Consider the following 26,362-nt stretch of genomic DNA (forward strand, 5'->3'; position numbering starts at 1 on the left):
TCCGTATGCTCACCACCTTGGGGTGATGTATGCCCGTGCGCGGTGCGGGATTCTCGGTGTGTCAGACGGTTCGCGCGACCCGGCTCCGGTCAGGGTCACGGTGGACGCCCGCAAGGGCAGAACCGGCCACCCATGCGTCCGCGTGGACGCGCGACTAGGGAGTAGCCACCATGGTGCACGACAGCAAGACCTCGACCAGCAACTACGACCGATCCACACGTGAGCACAGCGAAGGGGCCGTCGGCGTGACCGTTCTCGCGGGCACGCTGATGATCATGACCGGCATCTTCCACGCCTTCCAGGGCTTCGTCGCACTCCTGAACGACACGTTCTACATCGTGTTGCCCGAGTACGTGCTCCAGTTCGACATCACCACGTGGGGCTGGATCCACCTCATCCTCGGCGTCCTCGTGGCGCTCGCCGGTGGTGCGCTGTTCCGGGGGGCCGTCTGGGCCAGGACCGTCGCCGTCATCATGGCGTGTGTCAGCATGATCCTGAGCTTCGCGTGGATGCCCTTCTACCCGCTGTGGAGCCTCACGATCATCGCCCTCGACGTCTTCATCATCTGGGCGGTCACCGTGCACGGACGCGACATCGTCGCCGACTGAGCAACCCGGGCTGCCCTGGTGAGATCTTCGCCGGGGCAGCCCGGCCTGCCCGGCATCCCGGTCACTCATCCCAGGCGTCCTCCCACGCCATCCTCCGACCCGAGAGGCGCACCCCAGATGCATGTCACAGAAACCCGGGACCAGGAAGTCGCACGGCTGTCGGCGGAGGTCGCCCGACTCCGGTCCCAACTCGACGCCTCGTCGGACGAGGCCCCACCGCCCGCAGCCGCGCGGCGGTCCGGACGCGGCCGGGGTCGTGCGTTCCTCGCCGTGGTGCTGATCCTGCTCGGGGCACTCCTCGCCCCGCTCGCCGTCGTCGCGGCATGGACGAAGGCCGAGGTCACGAACACCGACCAGTTCGTCGCCACCGTGTCACCGCTCATCGACGATCCTGCCTTCCAGTCCTACCTGGTCGACGAGATCACGACGACAATCAACGACAGCGTCGACATCCCGACGATCACCTCCGACCTCTTCGACGGCATCGCGACGCTCGACCTGCCGCCCAGGGCCGCCGAGGCGCTCCAGCTGCTCGAGCAGCCGGCCGTGCAGGGCGCCGAGTCCCTGATCACGTCGACGACCGAGCAGCTCATCGCCTCGGACGCCTTCGACCAGGTGTGGGACCAGGCTCTGCGGAGCAGCCACAGCGGGTTGAATGCCGCTCTCAGCGGTGACACCTCCGGGGCGGTCGTGATCAGCGACTCGGGCGAAGTGGGTATCCAGCTCGGGCCCATCATCGCGGCCGTCAAACAGCAGCTGACGGCCCAGGGTCTCACGCTGGCCGACCGCATCCCCGAGGTGGACCGCACGATCGTCGTTGCGCAGTCCGACGAACTCGGCCAGGCCCGCACCGCCTACCAGGCCATCGACGTGCTCGGCTTCGTCCTCCCCTGGATCAGTATCGGGCTGCTCGCCGCCGGTGTCCTCGTTGCGCGGAGGAAGGCACGGGCGCTGATCTGGGCCGGTATCGCCCTGGCGCTGGGCATGGTGTTCCTGGCCCTCGGGGTGGCCATCGGACGCATCGCCGCGGTCGATGCCCTCTCGCCCCAGTACATGCCCTCCAGCACGGCCCAGGCGATCTACGACACCCTCGTGCCCCTGCTCTACTCGACGGCCCTCGCCGTCGGGGTCGCGGGTGTGACGACCGCCGTCGTCGCCTATCTCGCGGGGCCGTTCGACGGCGCCCTCGCGGTGCGTCGCCTCACGGTCGACACCGCCCGGCGAACACGGGCGGCTGCGGAGGGCAACGGGGTCACCACCGGCCGGTTCGGCGAGTTCCTCTACCGCGCGCGCCGGTACATCCGGATCGCGATCGCCGTCGTCGGCGCCGCGATCGTGCTGCTGGTGCGGCCGCTGACGCCCGGTGTGACCCTCTGGACGGCGTTCGGCGCGCTGATCGCCATCCTGCTGCTGGAACTGCTGCAGCGGCCGCCTGCCGTGGAGGTCGACGTGCGGGTCGACGGTGCGCCCGTCGGCGGCGGGGCCGCTCCGCCGCCAAGGGATACCGAGCGTGTTTGAGGAGATCGTCTCCGGCTGGGTGCTCGCCATCGAGATCGTCGGCGCGCTGATCATGATCCTCGGCGCCGGCTTCGCCCTCGTGGCCGCGGTACCGACGATGCGGCGAGCGGACACCCGCGGGACGACGTACGAGCGGTTGCGACGGACCGTGGGCCGCGCGATCCTGCTCGGGCTGGAGGTACTCATCATCGCGGACATCATCCGGACCATCCTCGTGGACCAGACCCCGCAGAGCGTCGTGGTCCTCGGCGGCATCGTCGCGATCCGGATCGCGCTCAGCTTCTCGCTGGAGGTGGAGATCGACGGCGTGTGGCCCTGGGCGAAGTGGCGCGTGGCGGATACTCCTCCTCAGGACTCGCAGGGAGAATGACCACCCTCCGATCGTCGGTGCTCAGAAGACGGTCTGATCCTCAGAGGACGGCAGTCTTGTCCTCGCGCTGCCGGTTTCCGACGGTGATCAGGACAGCGAGGTTCCGCAGCGGGGTCTCCAGGGCCGTTTCGAGGTCGGCTGCCACCTGGGTGTGGACGAGGTACAGCAGGGCTTGCAGGTCCGCGCGGTCGTCGACGCGGACGGTGAGGTTCAGATCCGGTTCGGTGGCGCTTCCCCTGAGCAGCGCGTCTGCTCCGGTGACTCCGGGGAGTCGCAGTACATGGTTCTCCACGGCTTCGGAGAGGACTTTGGGCTCGCACCGGGTGTAGCCGGCAGCTCCTACATCGGAATGCAGCCGGAAGGTGCGGGCAGGATGCCGGCGCGGGACCTGGGCGAATAGCCACAGCAGGGCCAGGAATCCGACGACCACGGCGAGCGCGGTCAGGACAAGGGGCGCCGCCCCGGTGCCGAAGACGTCTCGGAGTCCCGCCGGAACCACGCTGTCGGTGGGTTGCGCGGGGGTGAATCGGGCGTTCAGAGAATTGGTGACGGTGGCAGCAGCGCCACTGGCCAGCAGGAGCCCGGCCGCGCCAAGGAGGAGGACCAGGAGCCCGATGATGGCCAGCCATGTGCGGTTGAGGCGTCCGGCGGTGTCCCTCATGACGTCCTTCTTCCGTTGAATACCGTTGGTGGGTGGCGGGTCGGTCGGACATCGCTCATGAGTGCATCAGTCGTGAGTGGTGCCGACTCGTACCCTGACGACGGGTTTCGGCGTGATCCCGAGATCGTTCATCTTGGTGTCGAGGGATTCTTCGAGGCGATTGCCGAGGTCGCCTGCATCATGCAGTGGTGTGTGGACACTGACCTCCAGCCGCTTGGCGCCGATCCTCACCGAGCTGCGGTCGACTCCGTCGGTGCGATCGACGAGCGCTGCGGCGATCTTGCCGAGCCCGCGGCGGGTGAGGACCGCTTCGGAGTGGCCTGCCCGACGATCCTTCGGCTCGTTCAGTCGAACGGTGCTGTGCTGCCCCGGCAGCAGCGCTGCCAGCAGCAGGATCAGTCCGAGCAGGGTCGCGATGAGCGCTGCGGTGATGACGGTCGGGCTGTTCCACGTGAGGGAAGCGGCGGCTTCGCGTCCTGAGCGCAGAAAGTTCGGCCACGCGCCGGTCGTGAATCGGGTGATCCCGATCCACGCTCCGGCTACCGCAGCCGAGAGAAGGACCAGCGCTGTCAGCGTCGCGGGTAAGGAGCGGCTCGACCGTCGGTGCAATGACCGAGCCGTACCGGCTGCGGTGGCGGAGCGGCTCATGCGAGCTCCCTTCGGCCCTGGCTCCTCGTGACGTCGGCGAGGGTGTCGATGTCGATGTCGATCTGCCGGACGTCGAGTCCGCAGATCCTGGAGACCTCCCCACGGACCCGCTCACGCAACAGCTCGGTGGTTCGCCGCAGCGGTGCCGGGTAGGTGATGCCGACCTTGAGGCGGAGGGACGCGATGAGCCCGTTGAGCTGCACGTCGACCTTCGGCCGCGCCGTGTCGCTGTGGCGGGCGCCGAGGCCGAGGAAACCGCCGGAGGGTCCGCTGACGCCCGGAACGTTCGAGGCCGCGTTGCTCGCCACTTTCTCGATCGCTCGCTCCGCGATGACCAGGGTTCCCCGTGTCGACGGATCGGAACCGGTCGAACCCGGCGAGTCGGGAGAGCGCAGGGTGGAGTGGTGCGTCCGGGTGTGCCTGGCGGAGTCCTCCGTCGATGCCTTCCCTTCGCTGATGTCCCCCATGTCGCTCACCTGCGGGTGGTGGAGCGTCCGGTCAATGCTCCGAGGTCGAGTTTGCCGTCGATGATTCGGGCGACGATCAGTCCGACGGCGCCGAAGAACGCGACGACGACGAACTCGTAGAAACCACCGAATGCCGCAGCCCATCCCAGGACGAGGCCGGCCAGCAGGCCCACAGCTGTTGTGCTCATAATCGGATGCCTTTCCGTACAGTGCCCTCTACGGGCGCATTCACACGAGGTCCGCTGCCCGGAGGGCAGCGATGGGAGGGATCCGCGGGAGTCCCCCTACGTCCGGCTCCGGGGCCACCACCGGCACGACGGCGCGGTCCTGGCGCCGGATGGCAACTCGGGTCCTACTGCAGAGCGGTGTGGGCGGGCTCATCCGTGTCGCGGTCCTCATCGTCGGGGAGGTGCACATCGGTGACGTTGATGTTGACCTCGAGGACCTGCAGGCCGGTTGCTTCCTCGACGGTGGAGATGACGTTGCGGCGGATCATCTGGCTGACCTCGACGATGGACGCGCCGTACTCGACGATGATGCTGAGGTCGATTGCTGCCTGACGCTCACCCTTTTCGACGGTGACCCCGCCACTGACATTCGTCCGTGATCCGGGGATACGCTCGGAGATGCTGCTGAACGCGCGTTGGCTTGCACTGCCCATGGCGTAGACGCCCGGAACTTCGCGAGTAGCGATGCCGGCGATCTTCTGCACGACGGTCTCGTTGATGGTGGTGTTGCCCTGTCGGGTCTGCAGCGGGCCCACCGGCTGCGCCGACTCGGTTTCACGGGACTGCTCCGCCTGACGTGTCTGCTCCTCGCCGGTGTTGGGGACGATTGCTGCCCTGCGTGCTGCGGTGCTCTGATCCTCTGCCATGTGAATCGATCCTCCTGTGTGAGGTGGTGATGTCCTACACCCTTAATGACACCGGCCACCCCGAATCGTCACGTCCACAACGCACCTATTTTGGCTCGGTCCGCCTCCATACCAGCTGACGGACCGCCCGTCCTCACCCGGAGAGCATGAACTGTCCGACACCGAGTGAGCGCCATCAGCACGCAGCGGAATTCGCCGTTCGGATGACTGTTCGCCGCGCATTGCTCCCCCTATGCTGAGCACCACGCCGACAGGCCGCAACTGCAGGGACCGACTGCAGTGTTGGGGGAAGGGGGCGCAGACCATGGCATCCGACCGGACTGCCTCCCAGCCGGAATCATCACGGGGATATGCCCCGGCCTCCGGACCGGAGTCCGAACGGGGCGCCGGGCCGCGCGCTGGATCCGTGCAGTGCACGTCCCGTGCGGCGCCTGCTATCGGGGCGCCCGGGCATCAGGCAGGAGCAGGACCGGCACTGCATGATCTCGACCAGGCCACGATCGTCGCCCGAGCGCAGAACGGGGACGTCTCCGCGTTCGAATGGCTACTCTCCGCCCATGAAGGCGGAGTCTTCCGGCTGGCTCTGAGGATGCTCGGTGATCGTGCGGAAGCCGAGGACATAGTGCAGGAGACGTTCATCGCCGCCCGGCGGAGCCTCCCGGACCTTGCCGCCCCGCAGTCGTTCATTCCCTGGCTCTACCGTGTAGCCACGAACAAGTGCTTCAACCTGCTTCGCAGCCGCAGACGCCACCCGGCCCACCCCGACGCCTTCGACGACGGATCCGTGCCCGCTGGCTCGCACGACGCTTTCGCGTGGGGAGAGGCCGACCCCCGACACCAGGGGGATACCTGCGGTGGACTCTGCCAGGACCCGGCGTTGCGCTACGAGGCGGAAGCGCAGATGCGGGCCCTCACCGGCCTGCTCCAGGCAGTCCCCGCCGGACCTCGTGCCTGCTGGCTGCTGCGCGACGTCCACGAGTTCTCCTACACCGAGATCGCGACGATCGTGCACCTACCGGAGAGCACGGTTCGAGGGCGCATCGCACGGGCCAGACGGATTCTCGCAGAAGGGATGCAATCATGGCGATGAACGGGGGGAAGCCTCGACTGGGGTGCGGACGGCTCATCGATGATGTCTGGGCATCCATCGACCAGCCGGCCACCATTCACGAACGTTCCTGCCGGGACTGTCAGAGCGCACGCGCCGCCCTCGACCACCTCGAAGCAGTGACCAGGTCCATGCGCGAGCGTGACCGCGGCGACGCAGCCCAGCGACCAAGCAGTCGCGTGCGCGAGGCGATCATGGCGGTCGCCCGGGCAGAGGTCCGACGCAGCCGGCGTGTCCCCCTTGCCACGACGCCTCTGGGGACCATCGACATCAGCGAGCAGGCACTCAACGACTTGATCCGCTTCGCTGCGTCCACCCTGCCCGGCGTCCGCGCTCGTCGATGCACTGTTCTCCGCAGCCCGACACCGCAGTCCTCACCAGGAGGTCCGTCATCAGCGGGCGTCGTCGATGGCGGGGACGTGCGCATCACGCTCACCGTTGCGCTTTCCTCGCAGGTGAGGATACCCGCCACCATGACCCTGCTACGCGAACGGGTCGGCACTATCGTGCAGGCCCAGACGGCGATCACCATGCAACAGATCGACATCGGCGTGGAGGATCTCTATGACGCGTGAGCAGCCCTTCGACGCGCGGATCGTCGACCTCGACTCCATCGCCGACACTCTCAGCACCACGCTCGGCAACCACCCGGGCGTCATCCGCCTGGAACCGACCCTGCGCAGTACCATGACGCGCTGGAAGGTCGCATCGGTCGGACACCTCCACCGGAACCTCCGGCACGGCACCCCATCCCCGACCGTCGCCATCCGCGATGGGCTGGTTCTCTCCTTCACCGGCAATGTCCTCACCCTGCACATGGACCTGGCAACGAGCATCTCGAACCCGGCGCTCGGCCTGGCCCGCGAAACGCAGGAAGTCGCTGCCGAGGTCATCCGGGCGAGCGGACTGTCGGTCGGCCACATCGACGTCACCATCCTCGCCATCGAAGGCGCCCCGGCCTCCTGACCCGGAAAAGCAAGAAGTCCGGCCCACCAGGTGGTGGACCGGACTTCTCTTTCGTTGCGGGGACAGGATTTGAACCTGTGACCTCTGGGTTATGAGCCCAGCGAGCTACCGAACTGCTCCACCCCGCGGCGTGTAACTAACGTTACCGGCCGCGGGGTGGAGAAGCAAATCGAGCGGCTGCCCGGGGTGGTCCGGCTACTGACCGCCCGCTGCGGCGGCGCGCTCCTCGGCGTCGAGTGCCCGCTGGATGGCCTGCTCCAGCCGGTCCTGGGCCTGACCGTAGGCGGCGAAGTCCCCGGCTTCGAGTGCTGCGTTGCCTGCCTCGATGGCGTCGTTCGCATCGCTCAGCGCCGCCCGCAGGTCGGCGGCCGGGTCCCCGGTCGCACCGTCCGGAGCGGCGGGGTCGGTCGGAGCGGGGGTGGGCGACGGCGTCGCTCCCTCGCCCTCCACCGGAGGGGCGGCCGGGTCGGCCGGGGTCTCCCCGACGTTGTCCTGGTCGCCGGTCGTGGCTCCCGAATTGCCGCCGAACACCTGGTCCAGGGCCTCGGCGAGGGTCGGCGCGAACCCGACGGTCTCGCCGAAGCTGACCAGGACCCGCCGCAGGACCGGGAAGGACGAACTGCCCGAGGACTGCACGTACACGGGCTGGACGTAGGCGATCCCGCCGCCGATGGGCAGGGTGAGGAGGTTGCCGTTGATGACCTCGGAGGCGCCCTGCCGGAGCAGGTTGAGCTCCTGCGAGACGGTCGTGTCCGAGTTGAAGAGGTTCTGGGCCTGTCCGGGGCCGACCACGGAGTCCTGGCCGGAGCTGTCGAGCAGGGTCAGCTTGCCGTAGTTCTCGTTCTTCACGCCGTCCTCGCCCGTGCCGGCGTCGCCGTTGGCGGCGAGGAAGCCGTACAGCACGTTCCGCGGCGTCTGGCCGACGGGGACGTAGGGGATGAACGGCGTCGTCAGGGAGAACGCCGCCTGCTCCTGGTCGGGCATCTGGAGGGTGAGGTAGAACGGCGGCTGCCGCGGGGTCGACGCCGTCGTCGCGCTGTCCGAGGCCTCCCCCGGGTCCGCCGGGACGCTCCACGCCTCACTGTTGTTGTAGAACGCGTCGGTGTCGGTGACGTGGTAGCGCGCCAGGAGTTCACGCTGCACCTTGAAAAGATCCTCCGGGTAGCGCACGTGGGCCATGAGGTCGGCCGACATCTCGCTGTAGGGCTTGAGGGAGGTCGGGTACACGTTCTGCCAGGACTTCAGGACCGGGTCCTGGTCGTCCCACGCGTACAGGGTCACGGAGCCGTCATAGGCGTCCACCGTGGCCTTCACGGCGTTCCTGATGTAGTTGACGCGCTCCGCGGGGAGCGCGGTCGCCAGGCCCTCGGCGGTCTGCGCGTCCTGGGTGGCCTGCTCGAGTTCCTGCTGCATCGAGTACGGGAAATTGGCGCTGGTGGTGTAGCCGTCGATGATCCACTTCACGCGACCGTCCACGATCGCCGGGTAGCTGTTGCCGTCGAGCGTCAGGTACGGGGCGACCTTGCGGATGCGGTCCACGGGATCGCGGTCGTAGAGGATCTGCGAATCGCTGTTGACCTGGTTGGAGAGCAGCAGGTCCGTGGACTGGAACTTCAGGGCATAGACGAGGCGGTTGAACATGTTGCCGACGTTCGGTCCGCCGTCGCCGCTGAAGGTCGTCCGGGACTCGGCGTCGGAGTTCTCGTTCTGGGGCCGATCGATCTCGGCCGGGGCCTGTCCCTCCGGCGCGCCCACGACCGAGTACTCGGGGGAATCCTCGCCGAAGTAGATGCGCGGCTCGTAGGTGGACTCGTCACCCAGCACCCCGGTGGACGGGATTCCGGACTGCAGGAAGGACGGGCGGCCGTCGGGCTCGACCGTCGAACCGGCCGCGGCCACCACACCGTAGCCGTGCGTGTAGAAGACGTGCTCGTTGACCCAGCCGTCCGGCACACCATTGGTGTCCAGTTCACGGACGGCGATCACCGTGTCCTGGACCTCGCCGTCGATCTCGTACCGGTCGACGTTGAGGGTCTCCGGGAACTGGTAGTACTGGCGGAACTGCTGGAGCTGGCTGAAGGCGTCGGAGACGAGGTTCGGGTCGAGCAGGCGGATGTTGGCGGTGGTCTCGCCGTCAGCACCCAGGGCGCCTGCCGCCGGGATCGATTCCGGCGCATACGCCGCGACGTCGACCTGGTCGAGTCCGTAGGCCTCCCGCGTGAGCTGGATGTTCCGTTCGATGTACTGCTCCTCGAGGCTGAGCTCGGAGGGACGCACCTGGAAGCGCTGCACGAGCGACGGATACACCCCGCCCGCGAGCAGGGCCGTGATGATGAGCATCGCGGTGCCGATCAGCGGCAGCCGCCAGCGGCCCACGAACGCCGAGGCGACGAACAGGGCGGCGACGATGACTGCGGCGACCGCGAGGATGGCCTTCGTCGGGATGACGGCGTTGACGTCCGTGTAGAGCGCGCCGGCCCACGTGCCCTGGTTCAGCAGCGTGTCGTAGCGGTCGAGCCAGTAGTTGAGGCCCTGCAGCAGCAGGAAGAGGGCCGCGACGACGGCGATCTGCACCCGGGCCGCCTTCGTCGTGAAGAGGCCCTTCTCCTCCAGGCGGATGCCGCCGTAGAGGTAGTGCGTGAGGACCGTCGCGATGGCGCTGATGATGACCACGCTGATCAGGAACCCGATCACGAAGTTCAGGAACGGCAGCGTGAACATGTAGTAGGCGTAGTCGAGGCCGAACTCCGGATCCTGGCGGTTGAACGGCTCCTGGTTGATGAACAGCAGGACCTGCTGCCACTGGGAGGACGCCGCCGTGCCCGCGAAGGCTCCGAGGACCACGGGGATGCCGAGCATCAGCAGGCGCCGGATCGGTTCGAGCTGCGCCTGATACCGGTTGAGGTTGTCCTGGATGGCGCTGTCCGGCGCGTAGATGGGCCTGTTGCGGAACGCGATGCGCAGGCTGAAGTACACCGCTGCCGCCATGAGGAGGAACGCGACGACGAAGAGGACGATACGCGTCAGGTTCTCGGTCACGAAGACCTCGAGGAACCCGAGCTGGTTGTACCAGAGCACGTCCGCGTAGACCTGGGACAGGTAGACGAAGGCGATGACGATCACCGCCACGACGATGATCGTCGGGATCAGCGGACTGCGTCGCCTGCTGGTGGTTCCACGTGCTGGGCTCGGGCTACTGCCGAATGGACGGTCTGGTCCGGATGTCACATCTACCTCATCGTTGGCTGCTGCGGGTCACGCCGACCGGTCTTCGGTACCGCTCCCCTGCCGGGCACAAGATGGGGGAGCGTGCCGTCACGCCCTTCGTGATTTCATTCTGCCCTGTTCACGCTCGGCCCGACCAATTAGGTTCCCGCTCCGGGCGGGCAGGGCCGGGATCGTCACCGAACCGTGTTGTGGCCGCCGTCCGAGCGGTGCGGGCGCCGGGTTCCGGCCGGTCAGCAGGGTTCCGGCCGGTCAGCAGGAGGGCACTGCGGCGGGGTCACCTCCGGCACCCAGCGTCTCGACGGCGTCGACGGCGTCGTCGAGCGTCCCGACCTTCACGACCGTCAGTCCGTCCGGGATGTTGCCCACGACCTCGTCGCAGTTGTCGGCGGGTGCGAGGAAGAAGTCCGCTCCAGCAGAGCGGGCTCCGACGAGTTTCTGCGCGATCCCCCCGATCGGACCGACGACGCCGGAGGAGTCGATCGTGCCGGTGCCCGCGAAGTGCCTGCCGCCCGTGAGGTCGCCCTCCGTCAGGGTGTCGATGATCCCGAGGGCGAACATGGTGCCGGCGGAGGGGCCGCCCACGTTGTCGAGCTGGATGGACACGTCGAAGGGGAACTCGAACGTGGAGGCGAGCAGGACGCCCAGCTGGAACTCGCCCTCGGCCGACTCCTTCGGGGTCACCCGGACATCCGTCGCCGCACCGTCCCGGACGATCCCCAGGGTGGCCTCGGCGCCCTTCGCGTCGGCCAGGGACTGGCGGAGGGTCTCGATGGTGTCGATCTCGCGCCCGTCGACGGTGCGCAGGATGTCCCCGACCTCCAGGATGCCCTCCGCCGCGGAATCGTCCGCCAGTCCGGCGACGGCGAGTTCCTCGGTGTAGGCGATCCCCTCGTGGGAGAGCGCCGCGGCGATCGCCGCCTCCTGCGACGACGTCATGGCGACGGCGTTCCGCTCCTGCACGTCGGACGGGGTGGTCCCCTCCGGGTACACCAGCTGCTCGGGCAGGACGTCCGCGTCCGGATCCACCCAGGCCCGGAAGGTGTCGAGGACGTTCACCTGGCCGTTCGGGCCACCACTGACGAGGACGGTCGTCAGATCGAGCTCGCCCTCCGGAAGGAAACTCTCCCTGCCCTCCACCTCGATGAGCGGCCGTCCGTCGATCTCACCAATGGTGTTGAAGGTCGGGCCGGGCGACTCGATGATGTACGGGGACGGCAGCAGCACGGCGGCCGCGCACAGGACGACGGCGAGGCTCCCGGACACGACCATGGCCCGGAAACGCGGGTCCCTCGGCCGGGCGGACTCCTCGGGGCTGTACGTCTCGACGTGGACAGGCTGCGTCACTGTGCTTCTCTCTGTAGGCGCGTGCCGTGCTTCGGCGCCATCAGCGCCTCCCGGCTTACCCAGAGTAGACGCTCCGACCGCCGTCGATCCTGGAGCCGCCCGGGCATTTTCCGCCGACCCTCCCCCGGGCGGTCCGGACCGCCGTGGCGCACCCGGGTGGGCTTTGCCCTCAGCGAACGGTCGGCGGCGTGAGGGACAGCGGTGACGCCGTGCCGGTAGCGTGTTCCCAACAGCCGGCGGGAGTGGGACCCTCCTCCTGCCGGACCCGAGCTACTCCCAGGACCGGTGGTATCAGTGACCAACCCATCCAACCCCTCGAACGACGACGACGCGCCCCAGGACCCGCTGTCCGAGATGCTGGCCAAGATGTTCGGCGGCGGGGCCGGGGGTTTCGACCCCCAGGAGATCGCGAAGGCGGCCGGGCTGCCCTCCGATCCTGCGGCGATGGCGATGATGATGCAACAGGTCCAGGCGATGTTCTCCGCCCCGAGCGAGGGGCCCGTGAACTGGCAGATGGCGCACGAGCAGGCGCGCCGGGTGGCGGCGTCGGACAACGATCCCTCGGTCACCTCGCTCCAGCGCCGGAGTGTCGACGAGGCCCTGAAACTCGCCGAGCTGTGGCTCGACCCCGTCACCGAATTCCCGAGCACCGGGCAGCTCGGCCGTGCGTGGTCCCGCGCCGAATGGGTCGAGGCGACCATGGCCACCTGGCGGCGGCTCACCGAACCCGTCGCGACGAGCATCGCGAAGGCCCTCTCCGACGCCATCACGGGGCAACTCCCCGACGAGATGAAGTCGATGATGGGCATGATGGGCGGACCGGCCTCGATGCTCCAGAACGTGGGCGGCGCGATGTTCGGCATGCAGCTCGGACAGGCCGTGGGCGCGCTGTCGAAGGACGTCATCGGGTCCACGGACATCGGCGTACCCCTCGCCGACGGGCGGATGGCCCTCCTCCCCGCCAACGTCGCGGCATTCGGCGCCGGACTCGACATCCCCGAACAGGAGGTCCAGCTGTTCCTCGCGGTGCGCGAGGCGGCGCACGCACGGCTCTTCACGCACATTCCCTGGCTCACGGGCCACCTCCTCGGCAGCATCGAGCGCTACGCGCGGGGCATCCACATCGACATGGGCAAGATCGAGGAAGCCGCCCGCGACATCGATCCCACCAACCCCGAGAGCCTCCAGGGCGCCCTGTCGCAGGGTGTGTTCATGCCCGAGAAGACGCCGGAGCAGGACGCCGCGCTCGTCCGGCTCGAGACCACCCTCGCCCTCGTGGAGGGCTGGGTGGACGAGATGACCGCCGCAGCGGCGGCGAATCTGCCGTCGGCGGGCGCCCTGCGCGAGATGCTGCGGCGCCGCCGGGCCACGGGCGGTCCGGCAGAGCACGCGTTCGCCTCGCTGGTGGGACTCGAGCTGAGGCCGCGCCGGCTGCGTGAGGCCGCGGCCCTGTGGTCCCTGCTGACCGAGGAGCGCGGCATCGAGGGACGCGACGCCCTGTGGCAGCACCCCGATCTCCTGCCGACCGCCGAGGACCTCGACGATCCCGCCGGCTTCGCCGGGCGCCGGAGGCTGCTGGACTCCTCGGACGCCGACGTCGACGCGGCCCTCCAGCGGCTCCTGTCCGGTGGCTTCGAGGAAACCGACGGCAACGCCGCGGTCGAGGCGGACGGCGAGGCGACGTCCCCGACCGGCTCCGACGACGGCACGCCGGACGGCGGGTCCGACGGCGGGTCCGACGACACCGGACCTGACGGCGGGTCCGACGACGGCACCCCGGGCGACCCGCGCTCCTAGTATTCCTCCGGCGCTCCCGTGAGGTTACGGTGTGCGGCGAAGGCGGCGCCGTCGAGGAACGCCTTGGCGGTCCCTGTGCTCGGGTAGGACGTGAGGAGGTCCCAGAACGCGGCATTGTGCGAGGGTTCGATCAGGTGGGCCATCTCGTGCAGGATCACGTAGTCGACCACCCACGCGGGCATGCCCTGCAGCCTGTGTGAGAGGCGGATGGAGCGGTGGGCCGGGGTGGCCGACGCCCACCGCGTGGTCTGGTTCGTCACCCAGCCGATCGTGGCCGGCACCCCCCTGCCGCCGAGGTATTGCCGCGCGAGCGACTCGGCCCGCCGCCGCAGCGCGGTCTCGCCCTCGGCAGCGGGCTGCACGAGGTACTTCGCGGACATCCGCTCCACCATGCGCTCCACCCACTGCCGCTCCTGGCTGGGCGAGAAGTGTCCCGGGATCGAGACACGCAGCACTCCGTCGCGGATGTCCGCGCTCACCGTGCGCTTGCGCCGCGCCGATCGCCTGACCTCGACGGGGAGCCGCGCAGGGTCCCCCGACCCACCGCTCTCAGGACGTGTCACGTCTCAGGCCGTATCACTGATGATCTCCAGGACGGCCTCGCCGTAACGCTCGAGCTTCGCGGACCCGATGCCCGCGAGCTCGCCCAGCTCGTCCAGGGTCTGCGGCCGAGCCTCGGCGATGGCCACGAGGGTGGCATCGGTGAACACGACGAAGGCGGGGACGTCCTTCTCCTTCGACTCGGCGAGCCGCCAGGCGCGCAGGGCCTCGAACGTCTCCTCCTCGTAGGTGGCCGGGCAGTCGCTGCAGCGACCGATCTTGCGCTCGGCACCGGTGAGAAGTGGGCGTCTGCACACGCGGCAGACCGCCGGCGCGGAGGACTTGCGGGGAGTCTTCGCCCGGGGCTGACGGAAGGACGCCTGGCCGGCGGTCCCCGGCCGCAGGGCGTCGAGGAAACGCGAGGGCTTCCTCGTGGCGCGTCCGCCCGGGGAACGCGAGGTGGACCAGGACATCGACAGGTGGATCCGCGCACGCGTGATCCCCACGTACAGCAGCCGGCGTTCCTCGTCGACGCCCTCCTGGGTGTCGGCGAACGAGATCGGCATGAGCCCCTCGCTCAGCCCCACGAGGAAGACGGCGTCCCACTCGAGGCCCTTCGCGGAGTGGAGGGATGCCAGGGTCACGCCCTCCACGGTCGGGGCATGCTGCGCCGCAGCCCGTTCCTCGAGTTCGGCGACGAACGTCTGCAGGGTGAAGGCCTCACCGCGCACCCTGCTGAGCTCGTCGGCGAGCCCCACGAGGGCGGCCAGCGATTCCCACTTCTCCCGGACGGCCCCGGAGTTCTGGGGGGCGACCGAGGTGTAGCCGAGGGACGCGAGGACGTCACGGACCTGCTGCGGGACGTCGGCGTCGCCCTGCGTGCGTGCCGCGGCCCGGAGCTGCAGCAGCCCGTCGCGGACCTCGCGCCGCTGGAAGAACCGCTCCCCGCCGCGCAGCTGATACCCGATGCCTGCGCTGGCCAGCGCCTGCTCGTAGGCCTCGGACTGCCCGTTCGTGCGGTAGAGGATGGCGATCTCGCTCGCCTTGACGCCCTGCCCCAGCAGGATGCCGATGCGCCGGGCGCACTCCGCCGCCTCGGCGTCGTCGTCGGTGCATTCCGTGTAGACCGGCTCGGGCCCGGCGGGGCGCTGCGCCACGAGTTCGAGCGGCGCGGACCACGTGGTGTCACCCGAACGCCGGTCCACCCCGGTCCCACGGGCGGCGAGCAGCGTGTTGGCGGCGCGCACCACCTGGGGCGTGGAGCGGTAGTCGCGCACCAGCCGGACCACCTGGGCGCCCTCGTAGCGCTTGGTGAAGTCGAGCAGGTGGCGTGAGGTGGCCCCCGTGAAGGAGTAGATGGTCTGGCTGGCGTCGCCCACCACGCACAGGTCGCGGCGCTCGCCGAGCCACAGGTCGAGCAGGCGCTGCTGGAGCGGGGAGACGTCCTGGTACTCGTCGACCACGAACTGGCGGTACTGGGCGCGCACCGTCGCCGCCACCTTCTCGTCCTCCTCGAGGATGGCGACCGTCGTCAGCAGGACGTCCTCGAAGTCGATGAGGTTGCGGTCGATCTTCAGGTCCTCGTAGGCCGAGAAGATCCGGGACACCGTGATGAGGTCCATGCCGGCCGGTTCGGCCCTGCCCACGGCGGCCGCCGTGTAGGCGTCGGGGGTGAGCATCGAGACCTTGGCCCATTCGATCTCCGCGGCGACGTCGCGGATCGCGGCGCGGTCGGTGGACAGGCGCAGGCGGCGGGCCGACTCCGCGATCAGCTGGGCCTTGTGGTCCACGAGGGCCGGCAGGGGGCCGCCGACGGCCTGCGGCCAGAAGTACTGCAGCTGCCGGAGCGCCGCCGCATGGAAGGTCCGCGCCTGGACCCCGCCGGCCCCGAGATCGCGGAGCCGCGTGCGCATCTCCGCCGCGGCGCGCGCGGTGAAGGTCACGGCGAGGACCTGCTGCGGCTTGTAGACCCCGGTGTGCACGCCGTACGCGATGCGGTGGGTGATGGCACGGGTCTTCCCCGTCCCCGCTCCCGCGAGCACGCACAGCGGCCCGGAGAGGGTGCTGGCCACCGTCCGCTGTTCGTCATCGAGTCCCTCGAGGATGCTGTCCTCGAGCAGTTGTCCTGACACTAGGGGCGCGCCTCCGATGGCTCCTCGTCCAGCGGTCCGCCGTACCATCGCTCGATCATGGCCCGCGCGATGGAGACACCGCCGGCCACGACGATCGTCTCGTCGCGGACCTCGGCGAAGAGCTGTTCCCGGGTGAACCACCGCAGCGACCGCATCTCCTCGCCGTCGGGCACGGCGTCCGTGGTCGCTGCCCGCGCGGTGAAGCCGAGCATGAGGGACGCAGGGAACGGCCAGGGCTGGGATCCCAGGTACTCCGGGGACCGGACCTCGATCCCGGATTCCTCCCCGACCTCGCGCACGACGGCCCCCTCGAGGGACTCGCCCGGTTCGACGAAGCCCGCGAGCGTCGAGTAGCGGCCTTCGGGCCAGGCGACCGCGGAGCCGAGCAGGATGCGGTCGTCGTCGTCGATGATGGAGACGATGATGGCGGGGTCGGTGCGCGGGTAGTGCTCGGACCCGTCCCGCAGGCACCGGCGCACCCAGCCGGCGTGACTGAGGACCGTGCGGGCGCCGCAGCGTGGGCAGTGCGTGTGGGTCGCGTGCCAGTTCGCGACCGCGGCCCCCGCCACGAAAAACCCGGTGTCGCGCGCATCGAGCGATGCGGCGATCTCGCGCAGCCCGAACCACTGGTCGGGGGGCGCGACGGCGGCGTCCTCCTCGTCCAGGACGGCCAGGACGACCCGCCGCCCGGCGTCAGCGAACCCTTCGTCGACGCGGCCGAGATAGACGGTCACGTCAGGGCGGGCGATATCAGCCGGGCCGAGGAGGCGGAGGGCGCCATCGACGACCGGGGCCTTCCCACGGACCATCGGCAGGACCCGCGTGTCCGCGGAGGCCCAGAGGTCGTCGAGGAAGTGTTCGGCGGCCCGGGCGTCGCCATCCCGGTCCGAGGCGGCACGCGACAGTGGCAGCGATCCGAGGGGAGGGAGCACGAGGGTCCGAAGTGGATCGGTCATGGTTCCACGGTACGTTCTTGCACTCCCAAAACCCATTCCCGGGGCCCCCGGTGGAGGAGTAGTGCGGGGCCCTGCACGAGTGGTCATCCAGCGACTCGCCGCACTCGTGCGAGCGGCCGGAAGCGAAACGCCCTACGGTTGATCTTGTGAAACGGACACCCATGGAACTTGCAGCCATCGCCAGCGCCGCAGTACCTGGCCTCGCTCCGACCGGCGTCGCCGGCGCCCCTGACGACGCCGCGGACTTCGACTCCGCCCTGCTGGTCGACGACGCAGGGAAGCAGTGGAGGGTCCGCTCGCCCCGGCACGCGGAGGCGAGCATGCGCCTCGAGACCGAGTTGCAGGCCCTGCGCGCCTTCACGCCCGCCATCAAGGCGGAGCTGCCCTTCCTCATCCCGCACATGGCCGGCAGTGTCCGCCAGGGCGAGCTGAGCACGTTCGTGTACTCGCACCTGGCCGGCACCACCCGCCCCCTCGACGCCCTCACCGCCGGCGGGTCGACGATGGCGCAGGAACTCGGCCGGGTGATCGCCGCGATCCACACCCTGCCACCGGAGATGGTGCAGCGCGCCGACCTGCCCGGGTACGAGGCCGACGAATACCGTCAGCGCAAGCTGAACGAACTGGACCAGGCCGCCACCACCGGGAAGATCCCCTCCATCCTGCTGCGCCGCTGGGAACACGCCCTCGAGGACGTGGCCCTGTGGCGGTTCAGCCCGACCGTGGTCCACGGCGATCTCCACGAGGACCATCTCCTCGTCGCCGCCGGCCGCGTCTCGGCCGTCACCGGCTGGACCGACCTGTGCGTCGGCGACCCCGCCGAGGACTTCGCCTGGCTCGCCGCAGCGGAGGACACCGCGTTCGTCGACGCCGTCTACGCGGCCTACGCCGCCGCGCGGTCCACCGCCGTCGACCCCCACCTGTCCCGGCGGGCGGCCCTCGCTGCGGAGTTCGCCCTGGCGCAGTGGCTGGTCCGGGGGATCGCCCTCGAGGACGCCGTCATGATCGACGAGGCCGAGGACATGCTCGCCACGCTCGAGGCCGACGTCGAGTCGATCGAACGCGAACAGCACGAGGCTGCGGAACGGGCCCGGCACGAACACGAGCAGCGCCTCGAATGGGGCGACGAACTGGGCACGGACGCGGACGACGATCACCCCGCGCCGGGAGACGGGGACGCACCGGAGACAGGATGGTCCGGCGCCGACGACGCAGCGCCGCGCCCGACCAACGGCGGCGAGGCGGGCGGTGGCGAAGGCGGGGACAGCGAGGCCGGCAGTGGTGATCTTCGTCATATCGTGGAGCGCCCTGCGCTCGATCCGGCAGCCGGCGATCCCGCTTCCGAGGACCGGCGAGACGACCCGGCCGGGGGATCCCCCGCCACCGGCCCCGAGCGTCCGACGGGACACACCGGATCCCTGGATCCAGACGGCTCTACGAATGGCCCAGGGGGCGGCTCCGCAGGCGCCGAGCGCACCGGCAGCCACCGCTTCGACCCCAAGGCCGCAGCCAACCGGACACACCTCCGTGGGCCGCAGACCGACGACGACGAGCGGCACCGCGACCACGGCTCCCCCTCGGGGTCCTCACTGGCCCATGCACGCCTCACAGCAGGCCGTCAGCGCCCTGCCGTGACCTCGTCGAAGGTCACGGTGCTGAACGGCACCGACCCCGGCACAGGGTCCTCGGACGACGTCGCCACCACCTCCCTGCCGATCATCCAGTCCCGCCGCTGACTTCTCCGCACGGGGAAGCGTCGGGAGTCGGCCGGACCCTGGATCCGTCGGGAGTCGGCCGGTCCCAGTCCCGCCGCTGAACCTGCCTGGTCCGGAGACCGTCAGGAGCCCGCCGGGCCGGCTGCCTGGATGATCCTCTCGAGTTCCCCGGCGTCGGCGAGATCGTGGGGTCGCACCACCAGGTTGGCGGCGACGTAGAAGAACGCCGCGCGGACCTTCTCGAGCGGCACCTCCTTCAGCCGCGACCACGCGAGCCGGTACACGGCGAGCTGGACGGCCTTGGCGGCACGCCGGTCCGGGGACGGCGGCCGCCCCGTCTTCCAGTCGATCAGGTCCCAGCCGCCGTCGGCGTCACGGAACACCGCATCGATCCGGCCGCGCACCACGATGCCGCCGATCTTCGTCTCGATGGGGGCCTCGATGGCGGCGGGCTCCCGCAGGGCCCACTCGGACTGCTCGAAGATCGCGGCCATGTCCGTCAGCCCGAGGGTCTCGTCGACGTAGGCGTCGGCACCGCCGGGGTACTCGCCGAGATCGAGCATCCCGCCGGCCCCGTAGAACTCCTCGATCCAGGCGTGGAACGCCGTGCCCTTGCGGGCGGCGGACCCCGGTTGCCGGGGAAGCGGCCGCCGCAGCTGCTGCATGACGGCCGCGGCGTCCTCCCGCAGTTCCACCAGGGTCGAGGCGGAGATGTGCGACGGCAGGGCGAGGGGGATGCGTTCCCGTTCCCGGGCCTGCCGGGCCAGCGCGAGCCGGACCTCCCGGCCCCAGCGGCCGCCGTCGGGCTCCCCTTCCGGGTCCGGGGCGCCGGCCTGCTCGAGGACCGCCTCGGCGGCACGCTCCATGGACGGCCGCCGGGCGCCGAGGGGATCGAACGGCCACTGCGCCCGCTCTGGGCTCGCGTTCGCCGGGTTCGCGTCCCCCTCGTCGCCGTCCGGGAGCCAGTGCGGCAGGACGATGCCGGCCACCCCGGCGTCGGCGAGCGCCACGAGGGCCGTCAGGTAGGGTGACGGCGCCGACGGTTTCGACCGCCCGCCGCCCCACGCGGACGACGTGCACACCAGGGCGTGCTTCGCCCGGGTGAAGGCCACGTAGGCGAGGCGCCGTTCCTCGCGTTCCGTGTGCGCCCGTGCCTCGTCGGTGAACTCCTTCTCGCTGCCCAGCCATTCCTTCTGGTCCTGCTGCTCCCAGTCCCACTGCGGCAGTTCGGGGGCGTCGCCGCGCAGGGGCCAGGGAATGGCGGAGTCGCCGCTGCTCCAGCGGGAGTCCTTGCCGCTCGGGAACGAGCCGTCGTTGAGGCCCGGCACGAACACCACATCCCACTCCAGGCCCTTCGACGCGTGCACGGTCAGGAGCTGGACCGCGTCCCGGCTGGCCTCGAGCTGCGTCACCGGCAGCCCGTCCTCCTCCTGGTCCGCCGCCTCGAGCCAGGCGAGGAACGCCGGGAGGTCGACGCGCTCCGCGGTGGACACGAAGCCGGCGACCGCCTCCGTGAAGGCGTCGAGGTTACGGCGTGCCTCGTGGATGCTCACGCCGGGTTTCGCGGCAACCTCGATGTCCAGCAGGATCGTGCGCTCGACCTCCCCGATCATGCTGCCGAGGTCGTCGCCCACGAAGCTCCGGAGTCCGCGCAGTTCGCGGCGCAGCACCTCGAGGCGCTGCCGGGCCGTTCCGCTCAGGGTCCTGCCGGCCGACGACACCCAGTCGGCGGGCGGGAGGTAGTCGACGGCCTCGACCAGGCTCCCCGCCTCGGCCAGGTCGGGGGCCACGACGGTGTCCCGGCCCTGCTCGCGGTCGAGCTCGTCGCCGGGTCCGCCGTCGGGCCGGCTGCCCCGGCGGAACATGGCCTCGCGGGTCCGCGCGAGCTGCCGTGACCAGTCCCCGAGCGCCATCAGGTCCGCGGGGCCGAGCCGCCACCGCGCGCCGGACAGCAGACGCAGCATCGAATCGGAACGGTCCGGGTCGCCGAGGACGCGCAGGGTGGCGAGCAGGTCGACGATCTCCGGGGTCCGCAGGAGGCCGCCGAGCCCGACGACCTGCACCGGGATGCCGGCACGCTCGAGCTCGCGCCGGATCGGCTCGAACTGCTTGCGGCCCCGGCACAGCACCGCCATGGTGGGCCGGAGCGGGGACCCGTCGTCGTCGGTCTCGAAGGTGCGCCGGCGCTGCCTCAGGACCTCGCGGGCCACGGCCTCGGCCTCGCTGAGGGCCGGCGGGACGGCCGGTGGCGGTGTGTCCTTCCCCGCGGGGACGTCCGGGGCGGACCCGGCGGCGGGCGCATCCGTGAGGAACCGTCCCAGCAGCACCTCGCCGAGGGGCGCCCCTGGCCGCGCGACGAGGCCGGGGACCTGCTGGACCGCGGTGTTGCGGAGCCACGGCGCCGGCACGTTGAGGGGAGCCGACACCGTGTTCGCGGCCTCGAGGATGGAGGTCGCGTTCCGCCAGGCCACGGACAGATGTGCCACCTCCGACGGCGTCCGGCCCTCGGGGGTCACCCGCGGGAACGCGGTACGGAAGGTGCCGAGCTGTCCCGCGGACGCCCCCCGGAAGCCGTAGATGGACTGGTGGGGGTCACCGACGGCGGTGACGGACCGCCCGTCCGCGAAGAGCCGCGAGAACAGGACCATCTGGGCATGGGAGGTGTCCTGGAACTCGTCGAGCAGCACCACCCGGTACTTGTCGCGTTCCATGGCGCCTGCCTCCGGGATGTCGCGGGCGATCCTCGCCGCGAGCGAGACGAGGTCGCCGAAGTCGAGCTGCCGCCGCGCGAGTTTCGCGGCCGCGTAGTCCTCGGCCAGTTCGGTGACGGTGATGCGGGTGCGCAGCTTGTCCAGCAACTCCTGGACCTTCTGCGTCGCAGCCCTGCCCGATCCCGCGACGTAGGGCCGCGCTGCCACGTGCTCGATGTGGCGGCGGAGCTCGTTCCGGACCGTCGCCGGGCTGACCAGGTGTTCGGCGCACTCCCCCGCCATGTCGAGCACCGCCTTCACGAGCGTGCTCTTCGCGGCCGTGAAGTGCTCCCAGTCGCCGTCGTACGCCTCGACGACGGCGTGCGCGAGCCGCCACGACTGGGCGGTACCGAGCATCACCGAATCGCGCTCCACGCCGATCCGCAGCCCGTAGTCCTGGACGATCCCGTTCGCGAAGGAGTGGTACGTGGAGATCGCGGGGTCGAGCCGGTCCAGCGCGTCCCCACCGGCCGACGCGGGGGCATCCTGCGCGAGAGCCGCGTAGAGCTGGACCAGCCGCTGCCGGACCCTGGACGCCAGTTCCCCGGCGGCCTTGCGCGTGAACGTGACGCCGAGCACCTGCTCGGGGCGCACGAGGTCGTTGGCCACGAGCCACACGACCCGGTCGGCCATGGTCTTGGTCTTGCCGGAGCCCGCGCCGGCGATGACCAGCAGCGGCTCCAGGGGTGCCTCGATGACACGCGCCTGGTCGTCGGTGGGGTACTGGACGGGAGCGTCCGGGTCCGTGTGCAGCAGCTCCGCCAGCCGCCGGGCCGAGTACCGCGCCGCCGATCGTGCAGTGGTGGTCACTGCGTCACCTGCTTTCCTTCTTCGCACAGGGGGCAGACCTCGGGCAACCGGCACCCGCTGCCGCCGAACCCCGACCGGCGGGGATCGTGGATGGTGTCGAACGTCGCAGCGGACATGAGCGCGGCGGCGTCCTCGATCATCGTCCTCGCCCAGGTGTCTTCCTGGCCGACCGGGGGCTGCACCTGCACGGCCACGCCCTTGGCCTTCGTCCCCAGCTGAACCAGGGCCGCGCCCCCGGGGGGCGTGGGTTCGGACGTCACTGCCTCCGTGGCGTTCTCGGCGTCGTCGGCGGGCGGGGTGCCGTCCCCGCCCTGGCCCCCGAGCTGCGCCCCCTCGGCGAGGGCCGTCTGGTAGGCGGCGAGCTGCGGGTGGCGCGGGATGTCCGCGACGGCGGGCGAACTCTTGCCCGTCTTGAGATCGACGACGACGAAGCGGCCCTCGGCGTCGATCTCGAGCCGGTCGATCTGCCCGCGCAGGCGCACGAGCCGTTGGGCGTCCGCGAGGCGGACCTCGAGGTCCACTGCGAAGTCCACCTCCGTGGCCAGCAGGCTCCGTCCGTCCTTGCGCATGGAGAGGACGTAGGCGGCGAGCTTCCGCACCATGGTCTCGGCGCGCCGGAAATCGGACCGGCCCTCCCAGGTGTCCTTGATCCCCAGCTGCGGCCAGCGCCGCTCGAGCTCCCGGACGTACTCGTCGCCGGTGGCCTCCGGCAGGTCCTGCGCGATCTGGTGGACGAGCGTGCCGAGGGACCGGGCGAAGTCGGTGGTCCGCTCCCCGCCGGCCGCGGACACGAACCAGCTCAGGGGCGAGGCGAGCACGGATTCGACCTTCGACGGCGAGACCGGGATCGGCTGGTCCGCGGGCACCACCGGGTCCTCGCTCGTCATGCCGAGCACACCCCACCACTGGGCAGGATGAGCGCCCGGCACCGGTGGCTCCAGGACCGCCATCCGCCCGAGGTGCCGGGTCGCCTCCCGGGACAGGGCGGGGCTGGCCTGCGGGTCCTGCGCGAACTTCCGCAGCTCGGCGACGAGCGCGCGGAGCGTGACGGGACGCAGGACCTCGGTCCGGGGCCGGACCGGGGTCCCGGGCGGCAGGGGGTCGAGCACGTCGAGGAACGGCGAGGGCTGCTCGTCCTGGGACGAGACGGCGCAGCACACCAGCTCCTCAGTGGCCCGGGAGACGGCGAGCGAGAAGGTCCGCAGCTCGTCGAACCGGATGTCCTGCAGCAGGGACACGGGGTCACGGTTGCTGCGGAACGATTCCCCGTAATCCAGCAGCGCCCGCAGCTCGCCGGAGCCGAGGAGTTCCCCGCGCAGCCGGAGGTTCGGCCAGACGCCGTCCTGGACGCCCGCCACGATCACGAGCGGCCAGTGGCGGCCGGCGGCGCTCGCGGGGGTGAGGACCGACACCGACGCCTGCCGGGCGATGCGCGAGGTCAGCGTGTCCATGGGGATGTCCTGGCTGAGGATGTAGTCGAGGAACAGTTCCGGATCGGCGCCGGGCATCTGCTCCACAAAGCGCTCCGCGGTGTGGAAGAGGGCCATCATCGCGTCGAGGTCGCGGTCCGCGCGGGTCGAGGACGGCCCCTCGGACAGGGCTGCGGCCGACCACTGCTGGGCGAGTCCGGACGCGGACCAGAGCGCCCACAGGACGGTCTCGGGATCGCGGGCGGGGTCGGCGGCCGCAGAGCGTCCAGCGTCCAGCATGCGGGCCAGACGCCGGACCGGAGCCCCCTCCGACGGGAGGGCGGCGATCTGCTCCGGCGCCGAGAACAGGGCGGAGAGGAGTTCGTCGCTCGTGCGCCCCCCGCCCTCCTGCAGCTCCGTCCGCCGGAGGATCTGACGCAGGCGGCGGAGATCGAGGCTGCCCGCTCCGCCGATCCGGGACGTGAGCAGGGAGATGCACAGCTCCGTGTCGAGTTCCGCGCGGCCCACGACGACCGCGAAGAGCTCCAGCAGGGGGCGGACGGCCGGTTCCTCGCGGATCGCGGTCTCGGCGGCGGGGACGTTCACGGCGATGCCCTGGGCGGTGAGGAACCGCTGCACCGCGGAGACCTGCGCCCCGTTGCGGACGATGACCGCGATGTCGTCGAGGCTGCGTTCCCCGAACAGGTGCGCCTCGAGCACGCGCTGGGTGATGAATCGCTGTTCGTGGAACGCGCTGTCAAGGACGTGGGCGGACATGGCCGGCCCGTCCGCCGTCGTGCCGTCGGCCGGGGCGTCGTCCGTGCCGTCGGCCGGGGCGTCGTTCGGCCGGGCACCCCGGGCGGGCGCGGCGTCGGAGCCGCCGTCCAGGTTCCGGTAGGCCGTGCTGATCCCCGGGGTCGCGATGCGGGCGGCCACGTTGCTCCATGCCCCGGCGAGCGGGCCTCGCAGGGTCAGCGATCCGGGGAGGGTCACCGTGGTCAGGCCGCCACCGCGGCGGAGGAGGGTGGACAGGCGCCCGGTCAGCTCGGGGCGCGCCCCGCGGAAGCCCTGCGCCACGGTGTCGGGGCAGGAGGTGATCACGACGTCGTTGCCTGCGCCGATGAGCCCGAGCAGGGCGTGGATGGCGGGGTTCGCCTCCTGGTAGTCATCGACGAGGATCAGCTGCAGGCGGTCCCGCTCACGGTCGAGGAACTCGCGGTCCGTCTCGAGGATCTCGCGGGCGGCGGTGAGGATCCCGGCCGGGTCGAAGGCCTCGGGCATGCGGAGGTCGAGGACGTCGCGGTATTCGCGATAGAGCGCAGCCGCCGCGACCCAGTCCGGGCGGTCGAACCGCTCCCCCCAGGCCGCGAGGTCCTCGGCGGGCACCCCGTACTCGCTCACGCGGTCGAAGAGGTCGCGGATCTCCTGCCGGAAACCGCGCGTCGGCAGGGCGAGGGCGAGGCCGGAGGGCCAGTCGAGCGCGGGAGCGCCGTCGCGTCCGTGCCCGGAGAGGAGTTCCTTGATGATGAGGTCCTGTTCGGCGCCCGACAGCAGCCTCGGTGCACGGGTGATGGCGGGGGTGCGACCCTCGGCCCTGGCCCGGCGGATGAGGTCGAAGGCGTAGGACGCCCAGGTGCGGGCGGGAGCCGTGCTGATGCTGCGGTCGAGGGTGGCGGTCAGCTCGTCCCGGAGCCGCGTCGAGGCCGCACGGGTGGGCCCGAGGAGGAGCAGCCCCTCCGGGACCACGGCGCCCGACCCGATGCGGGCGACGGCGAGGTCGGTGAGCAGCGAGGACTTGCCGCTGCCCGGCGCGCCGAGGACAAGCACCTGCCCGGTCACGTCCGTCAGTGACCGCAGTACGGCGTCGTACCCCTCCTCGGGGGTCGGGGCAACCATGGACCTACCCCCACCGGGGGCCGCCGGCTGGGCGTCAGGGAGAGTGCTGGTCATGCGTCAAGACCATCACATGCCACGGACAAACGGGTGCATCGCAACGGACACCGGCCTCACCGACCCGCTGGTCGCAGGGACGCGCCGACGGCGTCGACGAGGGCCTGGTCCTCGGTCGTGGGCCACCAGCGGGCGGAGCGCAGATCCACGCGGTAGTCGCCCGGCCCGGTGCTCCCGCGGGGCACGGAGAGCGGGGTGCCTTCCGCGTCGTAGCGTGCACGGGCGCGCAGGGCCAGGCCGCGCGGCGGGAGGCCGCCGGCGCGCAGGACGCGCCACCAGGGGACGTCCCGGGTGCTCCGCGAGAGCGCCCGGCCCACCTGGCGGGGTCCGCCGCAGTCGAGGAGTTCGGCAATGTCCCCGTAGGTCAGCACCCGGCCCGCAGGGATCAGTTCGGTGACGGCGAGGACGGCGTCGCAGTAGTCGTCGGCCCGTCGATCCATGCCCTCCACCCTAGCCCGGCGGGCCGCGCGGGGCGGTGCGCCTATTTGGTCGGAGCCCGCCCGTACGGTGG

21 protein-coding genes and 1 tRNA gene are annotated in these 26,362 nt (G+C 70.6%); 8 read left to right on the forward strand and 14 right to left on the reverse strand.

Annotation, left to right across the window (positions count from 1 at the left end):
- Nucleotides 1-170: 170 nt before the first annotated feature.
- The 3 genes from C4K88_RS02845 (at nucleotide 171) to C4K88_RS02855 (ending at nucleotide 2,496) form a co-directional block, all read left to right on the forward strand.
- Nucleotides 171-608: a DUF7144 family membrane protein gene (locus C4K88_RS02845; protein ID WP_104120090.1), complete on the forward strand. Its 438-nt coding sequence runs from the start codon at nucleotides 171-173 to the stop codon at nucleotides 606-608.
- 117 nt (nucleotides 609-725) lie between these two features.
- Nucleotides 726-2,126 carry a hypothetical protein gene (locus tag C4K88_RS02850; RefSeq protein ID WP_104120091.1) on the forward strand — a complete coding sequence of 467 codons (1,401 nt, stop codon included), beginning with the start codon at nucleotides 726-728 and terminating at the stop codon, nucleotides 2,124-2,126.
- Nucleotides 2,119-2,496, forward strand: coding sequence for a DUF1622 domain-containing protein (locus C4K88_RS02855; RefSeq protein ID WP_241521666.1), 378 nt, complete (start codon nucleotides 2,119-2,121; stop codon nucleotides 2,494-2,496). Before C4K88_RS02850 ends, C4K88_RS02855 begins: the two co-directional genes overlap by 8 nt.
- 40 nt (nucleotides 2,497-2,536) lie before the next feature.
- Here the strand turns inward: C4K88_RS02855 and C4K88_RS02860 are convergent, their stop codons facing one another.
- From C4K88_RS02860 to C4K88_RS02880, 5 genes are all read right to left on the reverse strand, one after another.
- Entirely contained in the window at nucleotides 2,537-3,157 is a 621-nt protein-coding gene (locus tag C4K88_RS02860) for a hypothetical protein (protein WP_104120092.1), read from the reverse strand.
- A gap of 66 nt (nucleotides 3,158-3,223) precedes the next feature.
- Nucleotides 3,224-3,805, reverse strand: a complete 582-nt coding sequence (locus C4K88_RS02865) for a DUF6286 domain-containing protein (RefSeq protein WP_146065595.1) — start codon at nucleotides 3,803-3,805, stop codon at nucleotides 3,224-3,226.
- A complete protein-coding gene (locus tag C4K88_RS02870; RefSeq protein ID WP_104120094.1) occupies nucleotides 3,802-4,272 on the reverse strand; it encodes an Asp23/Gls24 family envelope stress response protein in 471 nt (156 codons plus the stop codon). The genes C4K88_RS02865 and C4K88_RS02870 overlap by 4 nt, the downstream gene beginning before the upstream one ends.
- Before the next feature lie 5 nt (nucleotides 4,273-4,277).
- A complete protein-coding gene (locus C4K88_RS02875; RefSeq protein WP_104120095.1) occupies nucleotides 4,278-4,460 on the reverse strand; it encodes a hypothetical protein in 183 nt (60 codons plus the stop codon).
- 164 nt (nucleotides 4,461-4,624) lie between these two features.
- On the reverse strand, nucleotides 4,625-5,146 hold the full coding sequence (locus C4K88_RS02880) for an Asp23/Gls24 family envelope stress response protein (protein WP_104120096.1): 522 nt from the start codon (nucleotides 5,144-5,146) through the stop codon (nucleotides 4,625-4,627).
- A gap of 406 nt (nucleotides 5,147-5,552) precedes the next feature.
- On the opposite strand from C4K88_RS02880, the gene C4K88_RS02885 reads away from it, so the two are divergent.
- The 3 genes from C4K88_RS02885 to C4K88_RS02895 are packed head-to-tail and all read left to right on the forward strand — an operon-like array spanning nucleotide 5,553 to nucleotide 7,220.
- Entirely contained in the window at nucleotides 5,553-6,236 is a 684-nt protein-coding gene (locus C4K88_RS02885; protein ID WP_206604331.1) for an RNA polymerase sigma factor, read from the forward strand.
- The gene (locus C4K88_RS02890; protein WP_104120098.1) at nucleotides 6,227-6,829 is read left to right on the forward strand and encodes an Asp23/Gls24 family envelope stress response protein; all 603 of its coding nucleotides are present in this window, start codon (nucleotides 6,227-6,229) and stop codon (nucleotides 6,827-6,829) included. The genes C4K88_RS02885 and C4K88_RS02890 overlap by 10 nt, the downstream gene beginning before the upstream one ends.
- Nucleotides 6,819-7,220: a hypothetical protein gene (locus tag C4K88_RS02895; RefSeq protein ID WP_104120099.1), complete on the forward strand. Its 402-nt coding sequence runs from the start codon at nucleotides 6,819-6,821 to the stop codon at nucleotides 7,218-7,220. Before C4K88_RS02890 ends, C4K88_RS02895 begins: the two co-directional genes overlap by 11 nt.
- A 54-nt stretch (nucleotides 7,221-7,274) precedes the next feature.
- On the opposite strand, the gene C4K88_RS02900 is transcribed toward C4K88_RS02895, so the two are convergent.
- The 3 genes from C4K88_RS02900 to C4K88_RS02910 all read right to left on the reverse strand — a co-directional run bounded on the left by C4K88_RS02900 (nucleotide 7,275) and on the right by C4K88_RS02910 (nucleotide 11,792).
- Nucleotides 7,275-7,348, reverse strand: a tRNA-Met gene (locus C4K88_RS02900).
- Nucleotides 7,349-7,415: 67 nt separating this feature from the next.
- Nucleotides 7,416-10,370, reverse strand: coding sequence for a UPF0182 family membrane protein (locus C4K88_RS02905; RefSeq protein ID WP_277621630.1), 2,955 nt, complete (start codon nucleotides 10,368-10,370; stop codon nucleotides 7,416-7,418).
- A gap of 327 nt (nucleotides 10,371-10,697) precedes the next feature.
- Nucleotides 10,698-11,792, reverse strand: a complete 1,095-nt coding sequence (locus tag C4K88_RS02910; protein WP_241521668.1) for a YlbL family protein — start codon at nucleotides 11,790-11,792, stop codon at nucleotides 10,698-10,700.
- A 354-nt stretch (nucleotides 11,793-12,146) separates the two neighbouring features.
- On the opposite strand from C4K88_RS02910, the gene C4K88_RS02915 reads away from it, so the two are divergent.
- Nucleotides 12,147-13,589, forward strand: a complete 1,443-nt coding sequence (locus C4K88_RS02915; RefSeq protein WP_104120312.1) for a zinc-dependent metalloprotease — start codon at nucleotides 12,147-12,149, stop codon at nucleotides 13,587-13,589.
- Here the strand turns inward: C4K88_RS02915 and C4K88_RS02920 are convergent.
- The 3 genes from C4K88_RS02920 to nudC are packed head-to-tail and all read right to left on the reverse strand — an operon-like array spanning nucleotide 13,586 to nucleotide 17,217.
- Nucleotides 13,586-14,152, reverse strand: a complete 567-nt coding sequence (locus C4K88_RS02920) for a M48 metallopeptidase family protein (protein ID WP_104120101.1) — start codon at nucleotides 14,150-14,152, stop codon at nucleotides 13,586-13,588. The genes C4K88_RS02915 and C4K88_RS02920 overlap by 4 nt on opposite strands.
- 3 nt (nucleotides 14,153-14,155) lie before the next feature.
- Nucleotides 14,156-16,309 (reverse strand): ATP-dependent DNA helicase UvrD2, encoded by a 2,154-nt coding sequence (locus tag C4K88_RS02925; protein WP_104120102.1) that lies wholly within the window; start codon nucleotides 16,307-16,309, stop codon nucleotides 14,156-14,158.
- Entirely contained in the window at nucleotides 16,261-17,217 is a 957-nt protein-coding gene (gene nudC / locus C4K88_RS02930; protein WP_104120103.1) for an NAD(+) diphosphatase, read from the reverse strand. Before nudC ends, C4K88_RS02925 begins: the two co-directional genes overlap by 49 nt.
- Nucleotides 17,218-17,378: 161 nt before the next feature.
- Here nudC and C4K88_RS18220 point away from each other — a divergent pair, with 161 nt between their 5' ends.
- Nucleotides 17,379-18,953: a phosphotransferase gene (locus C4K88_RS18220; RefSeq protein ID WP_438502319.1), complete on the forward strand. Its 1,575-nt coding sequence runs from the start codon at nucleotides 17,379-17,381 to the stop codon at nucleotides 18,951-18,953.
- 101 nt (nucleotides 18,954-19,054) lie between these two features.
- Here C4K88_RS18220 and C4K88_RS02940 read toward each other — a convergent pair whose 3' ends face one another.
- Genes C4K88_RS02940 through C4K88_RS02950 form a run of 3 tightly spaced genes read right to left on the reverse strand, consistent with a single transcriptional unit; the run spans nucleotide 19,055 to nucleotide 26,291 of the window.
- Nucleotides 19,055-22,492 carry an ATP-dependent helicase gene (locus tag C4K88_RS02940; protein ID WP_241521669.1) on the reverse strand — a complete coding sequence of 1,146 codons (3,438 nt, stop codon included), beginning with the start codon at nucleotides 22,490-22,492 and terminating at the stop codon, nucleotides 19,055-19,057.
- Nucleotides 22,489-25,851: an ATP-dependent helicase gene (locus C4K88_RS02945; RefSeq protein WP_146065596.1), complete on the reverse strand. Its 3,363-nt coding sequence runs from the start codon at nucleotides 25,849-25,851 to the stop codon at nucleotides 22,489-22,491. Before C4K88_RS02945 ends, C4K88_RS02940 begins: the two co-directional genes overlap by 4 nt.
- A gap of 56 nt (nucleotides 25,852-25,907) precedes the next feature.
- Entirely contained in the window at nucleotides 25,908-26,291 is a 384-nt protein-coding gene (locus tag C4K88_RS02950; RefSeq protein WP_104120106.1) for an MGMT family protein, read from the reverse strand.
- Between the last annotated feature and the right edge of the window lie 71 nt (nucleotides 26,292-26,362).

Origin of the sequence: Arthrobacter pityocampae (genome assembly GCF_002927275.1) — a bacterium.
In the GTDB taxonomy this organism is placed as follows: Bacteria; Actinomycetota; Actinomycetes; order Actinomycetales; family Micrococcaceae; genus Arthrobacter_D; species Arthrobacter_D pityocampae.